8 protein-coding genes are annotated in these 16,683 nt (G+C 69.9%); 6 read left to right on the forward strand and 2 right to left on the reverse strand.

Going from position 1 to position 16,683, the window contains the following annotated elements:
- The 6 genes from H5J31_RS28540 to H5J31_RS28565 all read left to right on the forward strand — a co-directional run bounded on the left by H5J31_RS28540 (nt 1) and on the right by H5J31_RS28565 (nt 8,841).
- Nucleotides 1-4,275, forward strand: a complete 4,275-nt coding sequence (locus H5J31_RS28540; RefSeq protein WP_181775749.1) for a beta-ketoacyl synthase N-terminal-like domain-containing protein — start codon at nt 1-3, stop codon at nt 4,273-4,275.
- A complete protein-coding gene (locus H5J31_RS28545) occupies nt 4,265-4,564 on the forward strand; it encodes an acyl carrier protein (protein ID WP_181775750.1) in 300 nt (99 codons plus the stop codon). Before H5J31_RS28540 ends, H5J31_RS28545 begins: the two co-directional genes overlap by 11 nt.
- Before the next feature lie 2 nt (nt 4,565-4,566).
- A complete protein-coding gene (locus H5J31_RS28550) occupies nt 4,567-5,364 on the forward strand; it encodes an alpha/beta fold hydrolase (protein WP_181775751.1) in 798 nt (265 codons plus the stop codon).
- Complete coding sequence (locus tag H5J31_RS28555) at nt 5,365-6,507, forward strand: glycosyltransferase (protein WP_181775752.1); 1,143 nt, start codon at nt 5,365-5,367, stop codon at nt 6,505-6,507.
- Nucleotides 6,508-6,572: 65 nt separating this feature from the next.
- The gene (gene ctaD, locus H5J31_RS28560; protein ID WP_181775753.1) at nt 6,573-8,288 is read left to right on the forward strand and encodes an aa3-type cytochrome oxidase subunit I; all 1,716 of its coding nucleotides are present in this window, start codon (nt 6,573-6,575) and stop codon (nt 8,286-8,288) included.
- A gap of 10 nt (nt 8,289-8,298) precedes the next feature.
- Nucleotides 8,299-8,841, forward strand: coding sequence for a bifunctional nuclease family protein (locus H5J31_RS28565; RefSeq protein ID WP_181775754.1), 543 nt, complete (start codon nt 8,299-8,301; stop codon nt 8,839-8,841).
- Between the two features lie 89 nt (nt 8,842-8,930).
- Here the strand turns inward: H5J31_RS28565 and H5J31_RS28570 are convergent, their stop codons facing one another.
- On the reverse strand, nt 8,931-14,417 hold the full coding sequence (locus H5J31_RS28570) for an ATP-binding protein (RefSeq protein WP_181775755.1): 5,487 nt from the start codon (nt 14,415-14,417) through the stop codon (nt 8,931-8,933).
- A 504-nt stretch (nt 14,418-14,921) separates the two neighbouring features.
- Nucleotides 14,922-16,220 (reverse strand): GGDEF domain-containing protein, encoded by a 1,299-nt coding sequence (locus H5J31_RS28575; protein ID WP_407925071.1) that lies wholly within the window; start codon nt 16,218-16,220, stop codon nt 14,922-14,924.
- Nucleotides 16,221-16,683: the final 463 nt, after the last annotated feature.

Raw genomic sequence — 16,683 nt, forward strand, 5'->3', positions numbered from 1 at the left:
GTGGCCGAAACGCCCCCGATCGCGATCGTCGGGATGTCGGTGCTGTTCCCGGGAGCGCCCGACCTCGACACCTACTGGCGCAACATCGTCGACGGCGCCGATTCGATCACCGAGGTTCCGGCGGATCGCTGGGATCCTGGGTTCTACGCGCCGGACGCGCCCGCGCGGGCGGACCGGATCTATTGCCGTCGTGGCGGTTTCGTCGGTGAACTGGCCGAGGTGGACGTCACCGGTTTCGGCGTGATGCCGTCGTCCGTCCCGGGCACCGAACCCGATCAGCTGATCGCCCTGCGGGTGGCCGCGCAGGCCATCGCCGACGCGGGCGGCGAACACCGGCTGCCCGCCGACCGGCAGCGGGCCGGTGTCATCCTCGGCCGCGGTGGCTACCTCACGCCGGGCCTGGTGCGGCTCGACCAGCGCGTCCGCACGGCCGCCCAGGTGGTCCGCACCCTCGGCGAGCTGATGCCCGAACTCGGCGGCGAGCGGCTCGAAGAACTCCGGCAAGCGTTCACCGACCGGCTCGGCCCCGAGGCGCCGGAGGCCGCGATCGGGCTCGTGCCCAACCTCGCCGCGTCCCGGCTGGCGAACCGGCTCGACCTGCGCGGCCCGGCGTACACGGTGGACGCCGCCTGTGCCTCCTCACTCGTAGCCGTCGACCACGCGGTGCGCGAACTGGCGTCCGGACGGTGCGACGTCGTCCTGGCCGGCGGCGTGCACCACTGCCACGACGTCACGTTCTGGAGTGTGTTCTCGCAGCTCGGCGCGTTGTCGCGCAGTCAGCGGATCCGGCCGTTCCACAAGGACGCGGACGGGGTGCTGATCGGCGAGGGCACCGGCGTCGTCGTGCTGAAGCGGCTCGCGGACGCCGAACGCGACGGCGACCGGGTCTACGCCGTCGTCACCGGGACCGGGGTGGCCAGTGACGGCCGGACCGCCGGACTGTCCAATCCGGACTCCGCCGGGCAGGTCCGCGCGGTGCGGCAGGCCTGGACCGCGGCCGGGATCGATCCGGCGACCATCGGGCTGCTCGAAGCGCACGGGACCGCGACGCCGGCGGGCGACGCCGCCGAACTCGCGACGATCGCGGAGGTCTTCGGTGCGGCGGACGTGCCGACGGCGGTGCTGGGCTCGGTCAAGTCGATGATCGGGCACACCATGCCCGCGGCGGGCGTCGCCGGGCTGGTCAAGGCCGCTTTGGCCGTCTACCACGGGGTTCTGCCGCCGACATTGCACTGCGAGGAACCGCATCCGGCGCTGGACCGGACCCGGTTCGAGACACTCGACGCCGCGAAGGTGTGGGAGACCGACGATCGGCGGCCGGTGCGGCGGGCCGGGGTCAACGCGTTCGGCTTCGGCGGGATCAACGCGCACGTCGTGCTGGAACAGGCCGCCACGCGTCCCGCCGTCGAGGTCCGCGAGCCCGAACGCGTCCTGCGGCTCTCCGCGCCGACCATCGCCGAGATGGGCTGCCTGCTCGACAGGGACGACCTCCTGAGCGCCGGGGAGGCCGGCCGCGGCCGGATCCGGCTGGGGCTGGTCGAACCGACACCCAAACGCCTCAACCTGGCCCGGAAAGTGGTCGCGAAGGGCAGACCCTGGCGCGGCCGCAACGATCTCTGGTTCGTCCCGGAACCGCTGCTCGGACCCGGCGGCGGCAAGCTCGCCTTCGTCTTCCCCGGACTGGAGAACGAGTTCGAGGCCCATTCCGACGACATCGCGCGGCATTTCGGGCTCCGGTGGGAATCGCCGGACGTCACGATCGGGGACGTCGGCAGGCACGGGACCGGTGTCTTCCAGCTCGGCAGGCTGCTCGACACCGCGTTGCGCAAGCTCCGGGTGATCCCGGACGCGCTCGCCGGGCACAGCCTGGGGGAGTGGACCGCCATGGCCGTCGCGGGCATTCACGCCGACGACGAGGTCGACGCGTTCCTCGCGGGCTTCGATCCCGACGCGCTCAAGGTGCCGGGACTGGCCTTCGCGGTGATCGGCGCGGCCGCGCCCGCAGTCATCGACGTCCTCAAAGGACAGTCCGAAGTGGTCTTGTCGCACGACAACGCGCCCAACCAGTCGATGATCTGCGGCCCCGCGGAAGCCGTCGACCACTTCGTGCGCGGATTCCGCGGTGAAGGCGTGATCTCCCAGGTCCTGCCGTTCCGGTCCGGGTTCCACACGCCGATGCTCGCACCGTATCTCGGCCCGATCCGCGAGGCCGCCGAGCGCTACTCCCTGCATCCGGCGAAACTCCCGGTCTGGTCGGCGACCACCGGACGGCCCTACCCGGCCGAGCCCGGTGAGGTGCGGGACCTGTTCGTCCGGCATCTGCTGGAGCCCGTGCGATTCCGAGGGCTCATCGACACCATGTACGCGGCCGGGTTCCGCGCGTTCGTGCAGGCGGGTGCCGGGCAGCTCGGCTCGCTGATCGGAAACACCCTGCACAACCGCGACCACCTCGTCGTCGCGGCGCATTCCACGCACCGGCCGGGGCTCGCGCAACTGCTGCGGGTCGCCACGGCCTTGTGGGCCGAGGGCGCCGACCCGGCGGTCGATCTCCTGCCGGGCCAAGGCGGCGGCAAACGTGGCCGGGCCATCCGGCTCGACCTCGGCGGTGCGCTGGTGTCGCTCGACGAGACCACACGACGCGGCTTCCGGCCCGCCGCGGCCAAGACGTCCACTTTGGACCGCATCGGGGAGCGGAACCCGCTGGCGGCCGAGTTCTCCGGGCTGCTGGCCGACACCGCCGGCCTGGCGGCGGAGCTGTTCGCAGCCAGGCCGGCGCCCCGGATCCGGCCGTTGCGCACCGAACTCCGTGTTTCCGTCGAGACGATGCCGTACCTGCTCGACCACTGCTTCTTCCGGCAGCCGCAGGGCGCCGAGCCCGCCGACGCGTGGCCGGTCGTGCCCGCCACGACGGTGATCGGGCACCTGATGGACTTCGCCGAGCAGGCGGCGCTGGGACGGCGTGCCGTCGCGCTGGAAGACGTCCGGCTGAATCAGTGGATCGCCGCGACGCCGGCGTTGGACGTGCCGGTGTCCGTGGTGCCCCAAGGGCCTTCGCGGGTCAGCACGTCCCTCGGCGAGTACTCCCAGGCCGTCATCGAACTGGCCGACGGTTTCCCGCCCGAGCCGCCCACGCCATGGACGTTTCCCGTCGACGCCGAGGAAACTCCGGACCTGCGCGCGGAACAGCTCTACACCGAACGCTGGATGTTCCACGGGCCCAAGTTCCAGGGTGTCTCGGAACTGGTCGCGGTGGGGGAGCGGCATGTCCGCGGGGTGCTGCGGACGCCCGAGGCGCCGGGAGCGTTGCTGGACAACGCCGGGCAGCTGCTCGGGTACTGGATCATGTCCCGGCTTCCCGAGCGCACCACCGTGTTCCCGGTCGGGATGCGGCGGATCCGGTTCTACGGTGAGCATCCCGTACCTGGGGAGTGGCTCGACTGCGTCATCCGTGTCGTTTCGGTGACCGACGCCGAACTCGAAGCGGACGTCCAGCTGATCCGCGGCGGCCGGGTCTGGGCCGAGGTCGACGGCTGGCGCGATCGCCGGTTCGACAGCAATCCCGTGATCCGCGCGGTGGACCGGCGGCCCGAGCGCGCCACGTTGTCCGAAGCGCGGCCCGAAGGCTGGGCGCTGGTGCGCGAGCAGTGGCCGGATCTGGCGACCCGCGACCTGATCATGCGGAACCTGCTGGCGGGTAAGGAAAGAGAGCTGTACGCCGGGCAGCCGCCGCGTCGGAAACGGGCCTGGCTGCTCGGCCGGATCGCGGCGAAGGACGCGATCCGCCGCATGCTCTGGGCGGACGGCGAAGGCGATGTCTTCCCCGCCGAGCTCCGGATCGGTAACGACTCCTCAGGCGCGCCCGTCGTTTCGGGAGCCTATGGCCGGCAGCTTCCCGAGCTCACCGTGTCGATCGCCCACCGGGACGCGCTCGGCGTCGCCATCGCCCGACCCGGACCATGCGGGATCGACATCGAAGCCGTCGAAGAGCGCCCTCGCGGCACCGTTTCCGCGGCGCTCTCCGATGCCGAGCTACCGCTGCGCGGTGAGCCGGAAGCCTTGTGGTTCACCAGATTCTGGGCCGCGAAGGAGGCCGTCGCGAAACGGCTCCGGACCGGCCTGCGCGGGGATCCGCGCGCTTTCACCGTCGTCGGCGCGGACGACAGGCGGCTCACCGTGGCGGTGGGCGGCACCCGGTATCCGGTGTGGCACACCACGATCAGCACACCGGCGAAGGACTACGTCGTGGCTTGGACGGAGAACGAAGATGACCACTGAAACCGTATCGGCCGACACCGTCTTGGCCGACATCACCGCGATGCTGCGTGAACTGCTCGAGGAATACGGGCTGGACGACGCCGAGATCGACCGGGACACCAAGTTCCACGACGACCTCGAACTGGAGAGCATCGACCTCGTCGCGCTGTCCGGGCAGCTGCGCGACCACTACGGCGACAAGGTCAACTTCGCCGAGTTCATCGCGGAACGCGAACTGGACGAGATCATCGCGCTGACCGTCGGCGAACTGGTGGACCACGTCGTCACCTCCCTGGCCGGGGAGGGCTGAGCATGGCGAAGGTCAAGGTCGGCGACCTCGACGTCCACGTTCAACGTTTGGGACCTTCGGACGGCGAGGCGCCGGTCGTCGTGTTCGTCCACGGCCTCCTCACCGACAGCCTGGCGAGCTATTACTTCACCCTCGGGCCCGCCTTCGCGGCGCAGGGGATCGACGTCGTCATGTACGACCTTCGCGGGCATGGGCGTACTACGCGCCCCGCGACGGGTTACCGGCTCGAAGAGTTCGTCGCCGATCTCGACGGCCTGCTCACCGTGCTCGACATCGACCGGCCGGTGCACGTGGTCGGGAATTCGTTCGGCGGTTCGGTGGCCTTCGGTCTCGCCGCGGAGCGCCCCTCGCGGGTCGCGAGCGTCGTCGCGATCGAGGCGGAACCGCCGGTGCGGGCCTGGATCGGGCATATGGCCGAAGGGCTGGCCGACGCCAAGTCGCGGCTCGGGCACGACGAGGTGATCGGCTGGATCGCCGAGAACCACGGCGCGCACACCGCCCGGCTGTCGAAGTCGGCGTTCAAGATCCTCGCGGCCACCACACTGGCCGAGGACATCCCGCTGAGCCGGACCATCGACGACGACCTGTCGGTGGTGACCTGCCCGGTGTTCGCGCTGTTCGGCGATCTGTCCGGGCTGGCGGCGCAGGTCCCGGACCTGGAGGCGAACCTCGCCCGCTGTCGCACCGTCGTCCTGCCGGACCAGGGACATTCGGTGCTGGTCGAGCGCACCGCGGAGACCTCGGAGCTGATCCTGGACTGGGTCCGGGAGCACTCGCGCGCGACGGCGGGGGTCGACTAGGTGAGCCGGTTCCTCTTCGTCACGCCGCCGCTGACCGGGCATGTGAACCCGGCCGTGGGGGTGGCGGCCGCGCTGACCGCACGCGGGCACGAGGTCGCCTGGGCGGGGCGGCCGGAGGTCATCCGGCGGCTCGCGGGCGACGGCGCCGAGGTGTTCCCCTGCGCCGTACCCCGTGACCTGCCCGAACGCGACGCGAGCCTCAAGGGGCCTGCGGCGTTCCGGTTCCTGTGGGAGGAGTTCCTGATCCCGCTGGCCGAGGCGATGGCGCCCGGCGTGCGCGCCGCTATCGGCCGGTTCCGGCCGGAGGTGGTGATCGCCGACCAGCAGGCCATCGCGGGCGGGCTCGTCGCCGACGGGCTCGGGCTGCCGTGGATCACCTCCGCGACGACGTCCGCGGAACTCGTCGATCCCCTGGCCGGGATGCCCAAGGTGGTGGCCTGGCTCGACGACCTCCTCGACGGCCTTCGCAGGCGGATCGACGGCGGGCCCGCCGACCCCAGGCTGTCCCCGCACGGCGTCCTCGCCTTCACCACCCGGGAACTCCTCGGCCCTGCGGCGCTGTCGAAAGGGGTCCGGCTGGTCGGACCGTCGATCGGCGGGCGCGCGCCCACCGGCGACTTCCCGTGGGACCGGCTCGACCCGGCGAAGCCGACGGTGTTCGTCACTCTCGGGACGGCGAACGCCGACGCCGCCGCCGACTTCCTCAACGCGGCCGCGCGGGGGCTTTCCCGGGTCGCCGGAGTCAGGACCGTCATCGCCGACCCCGGCGGTGTCGTGGAGCCGGTGGGGCCCGAGGTGCTCGTGCTGCCGCATGTCCCCCAGATGGCGCTGCTGGCCCGGGTGGACGCCGTCGTCTGCCACGGCGGGCACAACACCGTCTGCGAAAGCCTGTGGCACGGGGTGCCGCTGGTGGTCGCCCCGATCCGGGACGACCAGCCGATCGTCGCCGGGCAGGTCGTCGATGCGGGCGCAGGGGTCCGCCTGCGCTTCGGCCGGGTGAAACCGGACCGGGTCGCGGCGGCGGTGACCAGCGTGCTCGACGAGCCCGCGTACCGGTCGGCCGCGGAGAAGGTGGGGGCGTCGTTCCGGGCGGCCGGTGGCGCCGCGGCGGCGGCCGATCACCTGGAGTCTTTACTCGGCTAGCCCTTGAAAACCCCGCGTGTAGGGACTCTCCTGGAGGGGTACCAGCTTCACGAGAGTGTGCCGTCATGCTGGGAGTCGCCGTGACCGCAGTGAGGACAACGCACAAACCGCAGGCCATCCGGTTCGGCGGGAGGAGCCGCGCTCCCAAGGGCAGCGTGTTCCTCAGCGTCGTCCGCACCACCGATCACAAGACGATCGGCCTGCTCTACCTCGGCACCTCGTTCGCGTTCTTCCTCATCGGCGGGTTCATGGCGCTGCTGATGCGCGGCGAACTCGGCAGGCCGGGACTGCAATTCCTTTCGCAGGAGCAGTACAACCAGCTGTTCACCATGCACGGCACGATCATGCTGCTCCTGTACGCGACGCCGAACCTGTTCGCCTTCGCCAACTACATCCTGCCGCTGCAGATCGGCTCACCCGACGTCGCCTTCCCCCGGCTGAACGCGTTTTCCTACTGGCTGTACCTCTTCGGCGGCACGATGACGCTCACCGCGTTCATCACGCCGGGTGGCGCACCGGACTTCGGCTGGACGGCGTACACGCCGCTTTCTGCCGCCGCGCACGCGCCCGGCGTCGGCGCCGATCTGTGGATCATGGGCCTGATCGTGTCCGGGCTCGGGACGATCCTCGGCGCGGTCAACATGATCACCACGATCCTCTGCCTGCGCGGGCCCGGGATGACCATGTGGCGGCTGCCGTTGTTCACCTGGAACATCCTGTTCACCGCGATCCTGATCCTGATCGCTTTCCCGATCCTCACCGCCGCGCTGTTCGCCCTGGAAGCCGACAGACGGCTGGGCGCCCACGTCTTCGACCCGGCCAACGGCGGGGCGATCCTGTGGCAGCACCTGTTCTGGTTCTTCGGCCATCCCGAGGTCTACATCGTCGCGTTGCCGTATTTCGGCATCGTGACCGAGATCGTCCCGGTGTTCAGCCGGAAACCGTTGTTCGGCTACAAGACCATGGTGTTCGCGACGATCACGATCACCGGATTGTCGATCGCGGTGTGGGCGCACCACATGTTCGCCACCGGCGCGGTGCTGCTGCCGTTCTTCTCGATCATGACGTTCCTCATCGCGGTGCCGACCGGGATCAAGTTCTTCAACTGGATCGGCACGATGTGGAAGGGACAGCTGACCTTCGAATCACCGATGCTGTGGTCGGTCGGGTTCATGGTGACGTTCCTGCTCGGCGGGCTGACCGGGATCATCCTCGCCGCGCCAGCGATCGATTTCCATGTGCACGACAGCTATTTCGTGGTCGCGCACTTCCACTACGTGCTGTTCGGCACCATCGTGTTCGCCACCTTCGCCGGGATCTACTTCTGGTTCCCCAAGATGACCGGCCGCCTGCTCGACGAGGGACTGGCGAAATGGCATTTCTGGACCACGTTCCTCGGTTTCCACACCACGTTCCTGGTCCAGCACTGGCTGGGCAACGAAGGAATGCCGCGCCGCTACGCCGACTACCTCACCTCCGACGGCTTCAGCACGCTCAACACGATTTCCACCATCGGCGCGTTCCTGCTGGGCGCGTCGGTGCTGCCGTTCCTCTGGAACGTCGTCCGCAGCCACCGGTTCGGGGAGATCGTCGAAGTCGACGACCCGTGGGGCCACGGGAACTCCCTGGAATGGGCGACGACCTGCCCGCCTCCCCGGCACAACTTCCACGACCTGCCGAAGATCCGGTCCGAACGGCCGGCGTTCGAACTGCACTATCCGCATATGGTCCCGCGGCTGCGCGCCGAGGGGCATTCACACTCGGGCCGATCGAAGGAATGAGGTGACGCGCATGATCCCGATGGACGTCGAAGGGATGGCCGTCCTGGCTCCGGAAGCGGCACCCGTCATGCTGCTGCGGGAGCGGGAGGGCGAACGCCGCTGGCTGGCGATCACGATCGGCGGCCCCGAGGCGAGCGCGGTGGCACTCGCGCAGGAGAAGATCCGATTGCCCCGCCCCGGCACGATCGAACTGATCGGCCAGGTCGTCGAATCGTTCGGGCATCACGTCATCGGAGTCGAGGTCACCGCGCTGCGGGACGGCATCTTCTTCGCGGATCTGGTCCTCGACTCCGGCATCCGCGTCTCGGCACGGCCGAGCGACGCCGTCGCGATCGGGTTGCGCGCCGGCGTGGTGATCAAGGTGGCCGACTCGGTACTGGAGGTCGCTTCGGTCCGGGTCGAGATCGTCGGCTCCGGACCCGACGCGGAACTGCCGACGGTCCCGGCCGACCCGGTCGAGCAGGAGCGTGAGGTGGAGGAGTTCCGGGCGGCCCTGGACCGGATCGCGCCCGAGGACTTCGTGGACCCTCCGCCCGACGATCCGAAGCCCTGAGCCCGCCCTCCGGGTAGCCGCCGTAATGCTATGAACGGCCCGTTACTTGCAAATTTTGCAAGTAACGGGCCGTTCATAGCGCTTAAGTACTACTTCTTGGCCAGGCCCCGCTCGATCGCCTCGATGATGCGCGGGCGCAGTTCGGCCGCGCTGATGATCGCGTCCACCGAGCCGACCTTCACCGCGCGCTCGATGCTGTGCACGCCGTCGAACTCGGACGCGACCGCGCCCAGCTTCTCGGCCCGCACCGACGACTGGACGTCGGCCAGTTCCGCGGCGAGCGCGGCGCGTTCGGCACCGGTCGCCCCGCTGAGCTTCTCCGACAGCGACCGCACCCGCGGGTCCGCCGCGGTCCGCGCGTTGACCTCACCGGAGAACACGACCGCCGCGGCGGGCGCGCCGCCGAGCACGGAGGCGAACGAGCCCTCCAGCGCCAGCACGGTCATGTTCGGGTTCAGCGCCTTCGAGAAGACCACGAACGCGCCGCCGTGGTACCGGGAGATCACGGTGAACACGATCGGACCGTCGAAGTTGACGATCGCCCGGCCGATCTCGGCGCCGTACTCCAGCTGCAGTTTCCGCATCGACTCCGGCGAGCCGTCGAAGCCGGACAGGTTCGCCAGCACCACCAGCGGCCGGTTGCCGCTGGCCGCGTTGATCGCCCGCGCCGCCTTCTTCGACGACCGCGGGAACAGCGTGCCCGCGGTGTAGGTGTCCGGGCCGTCGGTGGGAGGGAAACCGCGGCGCGGCACCGAACGGGATTCGATACCGAGCAGGCACACCGGACGTCCGCCGAGGTGGACGTCCTGCACGGCCGCGGTCTCCGCGTCGGCCATCCCCGGCCACCGCTCCAGCACCGGGTGGTCCTGGTCCGACAGCGCGCGCATCACGGTGCGGATGTCGAACGGCTTCTTGCGGTCGGGGTTGGCCTCCTTCGAGAAGATCTGGCCGACCGTGGTGAAGTCGCTGTCGACGGCCGCGTGCGGGAACGGCGAGACGTCCCGGTCGATCGGGTCGTTCGTCAGCGCCTTGCGCGGACCGGTCTCCTCCGGCGCCACGTAGGTGTGGTCGTAGTGCGACATCAGCACGTCGCGGGCGGCCGCGAGGTTCGGCGCCCAGTACTGCGCCTGGCCGTTCGGGCCCATGACCCGGTCGTAGCCGCCGATGCCGAAGTTGTCCTCGGCCGACACGCCACCGGAGAAGTCGAGCGACTGCTTGCCGGTCAGCACCATCGCGGAATCCGGTGTCATCACCAGGATTCCCTTGGTGTGCATGAGCATCGTCGCTTCGGCGTTCCAGTACGGCTGGGCGCCGACGTTGATGCCCGCCACGACGATGTTGATCTCGCCGCCGTCCTGGGTGAAGTTCACGATCCGCTTCAGCGCGGCCGCCACCCAGTCCATGTTCTCGGTGCCGGATTCCATCGAGATCCGGGCACCCGCCGAAAGCGCGAACCATTCCAGCGGGACCCGCATCCGCTCGGCGAGGTCCAGTGCCGCGATCACCCGCGAGCATTCCGGCTCCGACAGCGCGCCGAGCGCCTTCGTCGGGTCGCCCAGCAGCACGACCCGCTTGACGCCCTCCGGGTAGCGCTCGGTCGGCGTGGAGACCACACCGGCGACGATCGCCGCCTTGTTGCGCCCCTTCGGCCGGTCGACCGGGACGAGCGTGTTGCTGTCGTCCATGTCGTACTCGGTGAACGAACCGAGCATCTCGGTCAGTTCGTACGGGTAGACGGTGTCGCGGCGCCGGGCGCGCAGGACGTTCTGGCGGTAGTCGTCGAGCGGCTCGATCGGCTCGGTGGTGGGCTCGGCCAGCGACATCTGCACGCCGCCGCTGACGTCGTAACCGATCCGCACGGCGACCTCGGTGAGCTCGCCGGTCGCGCGGTCACGCTGCCTGCCGAGGAACTGGACCTCTTCGAGGCCCGCGCCCGCCGTCGACGGCTGCACGCGCTGCGCGACCGTGTTCAGCTCCTCGCCGGTGAGCTCACTCGTCGGCCACACGTAGAGCATGATCCGGTTGGTGTCGAAGCGTTTCTTCGCCGGGAGCTTCGCCTGCACCTCGCGGATCGCGTCGAGGCAGCCCGCGAGCGTGCCTTCGACCGCGGGCAGCGCGAGCAGCTTGCCGTCGTTGTCCCGCAACGGGGTCAGGTCACGGACCTGCGCCAGCGCGACCAGCCGCTGGTCCGACGGGTTCTTCGGCGCGACGCACTTGAACAGGTAGACGTCCTCGTCGCCGGTCGGCAGCCGGGTGAGGTCGAAGTTCGCCAGGCGCTGCAACTGCATCCGCTGTGCGATCAGCGGGTGCAGGCCGCGGATCAGCCGCTCTTCGGTGAAACCGGTCGAGGACGGCCGGAAGGTGAAGTGGTGGTGCACCACCGCGCCGCTGTGCCCGGCGACCGTGGTGGTGATCCGCCGGACCCGGCTGGGCAGTGACTCGGCCGCGAGGATCTCGCGCAGTCCCGCCGCCATCGTGTCCTCGTCGGCCGACGCGTCGTCCCAGGTGAGGTACAGGTCCGCCTCGACGTCGGTGTCGGCGGGCAGCCCGGCCGCGAGGTCCGCGACGGCCTTGATCGCCCCGGGCAGCCCGGCGCGGTCGACGGCCGTGGTGGCCATGTGGAACCGTTCGCCGTCGTAGGCGTAGTCACCGGTGACGAAGGTACAACCGCCGACGGTGACCGACTGGACGCCGGTGAGCGCACGGTTGCCGTAGTAGCGGCGGCTCAGGACTTCGAGCAGCGGGGTGTGATCGGTGCCGGGGCGGCCGATCCGCTGTCCGAGCAGGCGGACCAGCGGCTGTGCGCTGGCCAGCATGCGCGCGATCCGCTCGGCGCGGTCCGGGGAGTCCGGGTGCTGGTCGAGGTGCCGCAGGTGCTTGCGGACCTCGCTGTAGACCTCGGCGCGGGTGCGACGCAGCAGCGGCTGGGCGAACCAGCGGAACACCACGCTGCGGGCGAGGTCGCCGACCACCGGGAACCGGAGCTGGGTGGCGGCGATGAGCTGCTCCAGCGCCTTGCCCGCCGGTTCGCGCATCGACTCGAACGGCTGGGCCTCGGTGAGCCACTGGCGCAGCAGCGCGGTGACGATCGCGACGTCGGAGGCGGCGCGCTGCTGGGCGAGGAAGATGCGGAAGACCGCCTCCTCCAGCTCCGGCGTGCGCTCCAGGTCCTTGACGCCGTAGTGCGCGAGGACCTTCTTCAGCTTGTTCTGGAACGACTCCGACAGGCCGGCGCGTTCGACGTCGAGACTCTGCAGGTAGGTGTGGAAGAACTCGCGGGCACTGTGCACGCGGGTGTCGGTCTTGGTCTCCTCGCCGGCCGGCTTGTTGCGGATCAGCTCGGAGAGATCGGCGAACACGGTCAGCAGTTCGACCTCGCCCTCCAGCGGGCGGTCGCCGTTGGCCTCCACCTCGGTCCTGGCGGCCAGGTACGCGCTGAGCGTGCGGCGCTCGTCGTGCGGGTCGACGTCGAAGCCGAGCAGGAGGCTGCGCAGGTCCTGCTGGCCCCGCGCGATCCGCTGCAGCGCCGACGCGCCGCCGGGTTCCGTGGGCAGCTCGATCTCGACGCTGCCGGTGTCCTCGGCGACTTCTTCGCCCTCGTCGGCCAGCGGTTCGAGGCGCAGCAGCGGCGCGCCGGTCTCGACCTGGCTGCCGACCGAGACGACGCACTCGCGCAGCTTCGCGCGGAACGGCGCGCGGAGCACCGTCTCCATCTTCATGCTTTCCAGCACCAGCACGGGTGCGCCTGCCTCGACCTCCGCGCCGACCTCCAGCGGGGTCGCGACGACCAGCGCGGGCGCGGGGGAGCGGACGACGCCGCCCTCGTCGCGGCTGATGCGGTGGGTGACGCCGTCGACCTCGACCAGGTGGATCGGGCCGTGCGTGCCGGTGACGAGGCGGAAGCGGGTGCCGTTGACGGTGATCTGGCCGGTGTGCTCGTCGAAACGGTCGACCTCGACGTCGGCGGGGTGGACGTCGCCGCCCGCCCAGATGCCGGCGCGGAACCGGCGGTGGCCGACCCTGGCCACGCTCACCCGGTACGCGGCGCCGCGCAGTTTCAGGTCGAGCGGACGGCCGCTCTCGTGCTGCACCTGCGGACGGCCACCGTGCGCGGTGGACAGAAGTCGTTGGCGCTCAACGGCTTCCTCATCCTCGTAGGCCTCGATGGCGGCGGCCGCGAGCGCGATCGCCGAATGCCGGTGGGTGACCAGTTTGCCCTCGCCGCGGACGCGGTCGATCCAGCCGGTGTCGGCGCTGCCGTCGATCACCTCGGGCTGGTCGAGCAGGTCGAGGACGAAGCTCTTGTTGGTCGCGCCGCCCTCGATGATGACCGTGGTCTGCGCCATCGCGCGGCGGAGCCTGCCGAGCGCCTCGTCGCGGTCGCGGCCGTAGGCGATGATCTTCGCGATCATCGAGTCGAAGTCGGCCGGGATCGTGTCGCCTTCGCTGACGCCGGTGTCGACGCGGATGCCCGGTCCGGCGGGCAGGTCCAGACGCGCGATGCGGCCGGGAGACGGCGCGAAGTCGCGGTCGGGGTCTTCGGCGTTCAGCCGCGCCTCGACGGCGTGACCGGATTCGGCGGGCTGGGTGCCTTCGAGCTTGCCGCCGGAAGCGACGTGCAGCTGGGCCTTGACCAGGTCCATGCCGGTGGTCGACTCGGTGATCGGGTGCTCGACCTGCAGGCGGGTGTTGACCTCGAGGAACGCGAAGAGCTTGTCGCCCGGGTGGTAGAGGAACTCGACCGTGCCGGCGCCGCAGTAGTCGACGGCGAGCGCGAGCCGCTCGGCGGACCGCTTGAGCTCGTCGGCCTGCGCCGGGCTCAGGACGGGGGAGGCGGATTCCTCGATGATCTTCTGGTTGCGGCGCTGCACCGAGCAGTCGCGGACGCCCAGCGCCCACGCGGTGCCCTGGCCGTCGGCGATGACCTGGACCTCGACGTGCCGCGCGCCCGTGACCAGGCGCTCCAGGAAGACGACGCCGCTGCCGAAGGCGCGAGCGGCCTCCTGGCTGGTGCGCTCGTAGGCGTCTTCGAGCTCGTCGGCGGAGGTGATGACGCGGATACCGCGGCCGCCACCGCCTGCGGTGGCCTTGAGCATCAGCGGGTAGCCGATCTCGTCGGCCGCCTTGATGGCGGCGTCGAGATCCTCGACCGCCCCGCGGCTCCAAGGAGCCACCGGCACGCCGACCTCTTCGGCGATCAGCTTGGCACCGATCTTGTCGCCGAGCTTGCGCATCGCGTCCGCGCTCGGCCCGATGAAGGTGACGCCCAGCCGCTCACACAGCTCGGCGAAGGCCGGATCCTCGGCCACGAACCCCCAGCCGACCCAGGCCGCGTCGGCCCCGGTCTCGGTCAGCGCCCGCTCCAGCACGGCGAAATCGAGGTAAGGACGCGCCGACGCCGGCCCCAGGTTGTAGCTGATGTCGGCTTCCCGCACGAACGTCGCCGACCGGTCCGCATCCGTGTAGAGAGCGACGGTCTCGATCCGCTGTCCGGTCTCCGCGGAAAGCTCGCGGGCGGCGTGGATGAGCCGCATCGCGGCTTCTCCGCGGTTGACGATGGCGACACGACTGAACACCGACTGAGCCTCCCAAGTACGCAGCACAACAGGCGACGTCCCGCCGGATCACGCGCGGGACGGTCATCTGTACCTGCCTTACAGCCTGCCTCTTACCGGCCGGTACGAGAATGTCGTCGGTGACGCACGCCGAGGGCCGGGTCTTGTAGGAACCCGCCAAAAAGTGGCCTGGAACACCTAGTCGAGGGGGCGGATGACGTCATGAAGTGGACAATCGCGCGGCCGGAGTGATCGTCGGGTTCGCGAGGTGTCATCGAGTGTTCACGCCGGTTTCACCGGGTCCGTCGGTCACCTGGGTCCGCCGGTCGCGGTTCGTGAGTGGCGAGTGCCGCTCCTTGTGTCCGGCCGAGTCGCGGGGGCGTTGCGAAAGCCACTTTCGCAACGTTGAAGGTTGTGAAAGTGGCTTTCGCAACACCCCTCCCCGCGAGTCACATGTATCGGCACGCGAGCCCGGCGAAGGAAAACTTCACCCCACGAATTGCCATTCACGACCCCAAAGCGCCCTTACTGCTGGGGAGGGGCCAATTCGACGCGGTTGCGTCCGCCCTGTTTGGCCCGGTACAGCGCGGTGTCCGTGGCCACCAGGAGGTCGTCGACGCCGGTGATGTTGTCGGCCGGGTACAGCGCCCCGCCGATCGAGACCGTCAGATCGGTCAGCACCGTGTCGCGATCGGGCAGGGTGACCGCGACGCCCGCCACGCGGTGCCGGATCCGTTCGGCGACCTGGCGCAGCGTCTCCTCGCTGTGGACGTCCGGGATGACGATCGAGAACTCCTCGCCGCCCCAGCGTCCGCAGACGTCCTGTTCGCGGATCTCCGCGCGCAGCGCGTCGCCGACGGCGCGCAGGACGAGGTCGCCGTTGGGATGGCCGTAGGTGTCGTTGATCGTCTTGAAGTTGTCGAGGTCGAGGAACAGCACGCCGAGCTTCCGGCCCGCGCGCGTCCGGCCGAGGTGTTCTTCGGCCAGCTGGCGCCAGCGGCGTTTCGTGACGAGCCCGGTGGTGGCGTCGGTGTGCGCGTCGCGCCGGTACTGCGTCAGCAGCAGCCCGCGGTGCAGGGCGACGAGCGCGATGACGACGCCGACGAGCACCACCGGATTGGCTTCGACGAGCACGACGGCCGTCACCAGGCCGAGCCCGAGCGCGCCCGCCTCGAGGATCTGGTCGCCGAACCCGGAGAACAGCTCGCCGATCGACTTCGGCGGCGACGACAGCGAGATCGCGATCATCACCAGCGCGGTGTTGATCGCCCAGCGCAGGGCCGCGGCCACGATGATGACGGCGAGGTCGCCGAGTCCGGGAAGCAGGCCGGAGTCGGGCGAGCCGGGGTAGTGGCGCATGCCGAGGCTGAGGACGACGACGGCGGCCTGCGTGCCGCAGAGCACCGTCGCGGCGGAGAAGATCCACCGATGGGGGAGAACCGGCCGTTGGTGTGGCCAGATCCTCAGCCATGCGATGGTGTAGGTCACCACGACCATCGCGGCGGCGAGCACCGGAGGCAGCGCGATGACGGCGGCGACGCTCCAGACCGCCTTCGTGTCGACGTAGGCGACCGATGGGGCCCTGTCGTATTCCCGTTGGCGTTCGATCTGCCGGGTGCCCTCGATCGCGATGGCCGCGCACAGCGTCAAGACCCCGAACCGGACCAGGTCGGTACCGGTGACCGGGACGAGACGGGCCGTGGCGGCCGTCGAGAGGACTGCGATGAGATTCACGACCAGGACGTAGGAACGCACAGGTCGCGGCAGGCTCCACAGGTGCCAGGCCTTGAGCCTCCGCCGCGCGCCGCCTAGTCGTCCGTCCACGCACCCTCTTCCGTCGGTGATCTACACCGTAATCGAACCGGGACTGCGACGGCCTTCGTTGTCCGGACGATAAGAAGCGCGGCCCGGAATTCCCCCGGACAGCCCAACCGAAACGAGGGAGGTGCACCGATGCAGGACAACAACTGGTGAGTGATTTGCCGGATTCCTGGCCATTTCGAGGGAGGTGAACAGCATGCGGGACAACAACTGGACCACTCGTCGTGACAACAACTGGACCTGAGTGATTTCGCCCACCGGAGCGGATTTTCGAGGGGAGGTGAACGTAGTGCGTGACAACAACTGGACGACCCGTCGTGACAACAACTGGACGTGATGATCGGATCGAATCAGCCCTGTTCACCAACGGGTGTCGTCCCGCCGACCGGACCCGCGGCGGTATCGAGGTCCCCGGGATCGCGGCGGGACGACACCGCCCGTGACCAGCCCACCCCGGCGACGCAGG

Source organism: Amycolatopsis pittospori (assembly GCF_013870525.1).
GTDB lineage: Bacteria > Actinomycetota > Actinomycetes > Mycobacteriales > Pseudonocardiaceae > Amycolatopsis > Amycolatopsis pittospori.

Excerpts from the sequence above, each read along its gene's own strand:
- H5J31_RS28545 (WP_181775750.1), top strand. The coding sequence starts at position 4,265 with ATGACCACTGAAACCGTATCGGCCGACACCGTCTTGGCCGACATCACC.
- H5J31_RS28550 (WP_181775751.1), top strand. The coding sequence starts at position 4,567 with ATGGCGAAGGTCAAGGTCGGCGACCTCGACGTCCACGTTCAACGTTTG.
- ctaD (WP_181775753.1), top strand. The coding sequence starts at position 6,573 with ATGCTGGGAGTCGCCGTGACCGCAGTGAGGACAACGCACAAACCGCAG.
- H5J31_RS28565 (WP_181775754.1), top strand. The coding sequence starts at position 8,299 with ATGATCCCGATGGACGTCGAAGGGATGGCCGTCCTGGCTCCGGAAGCG.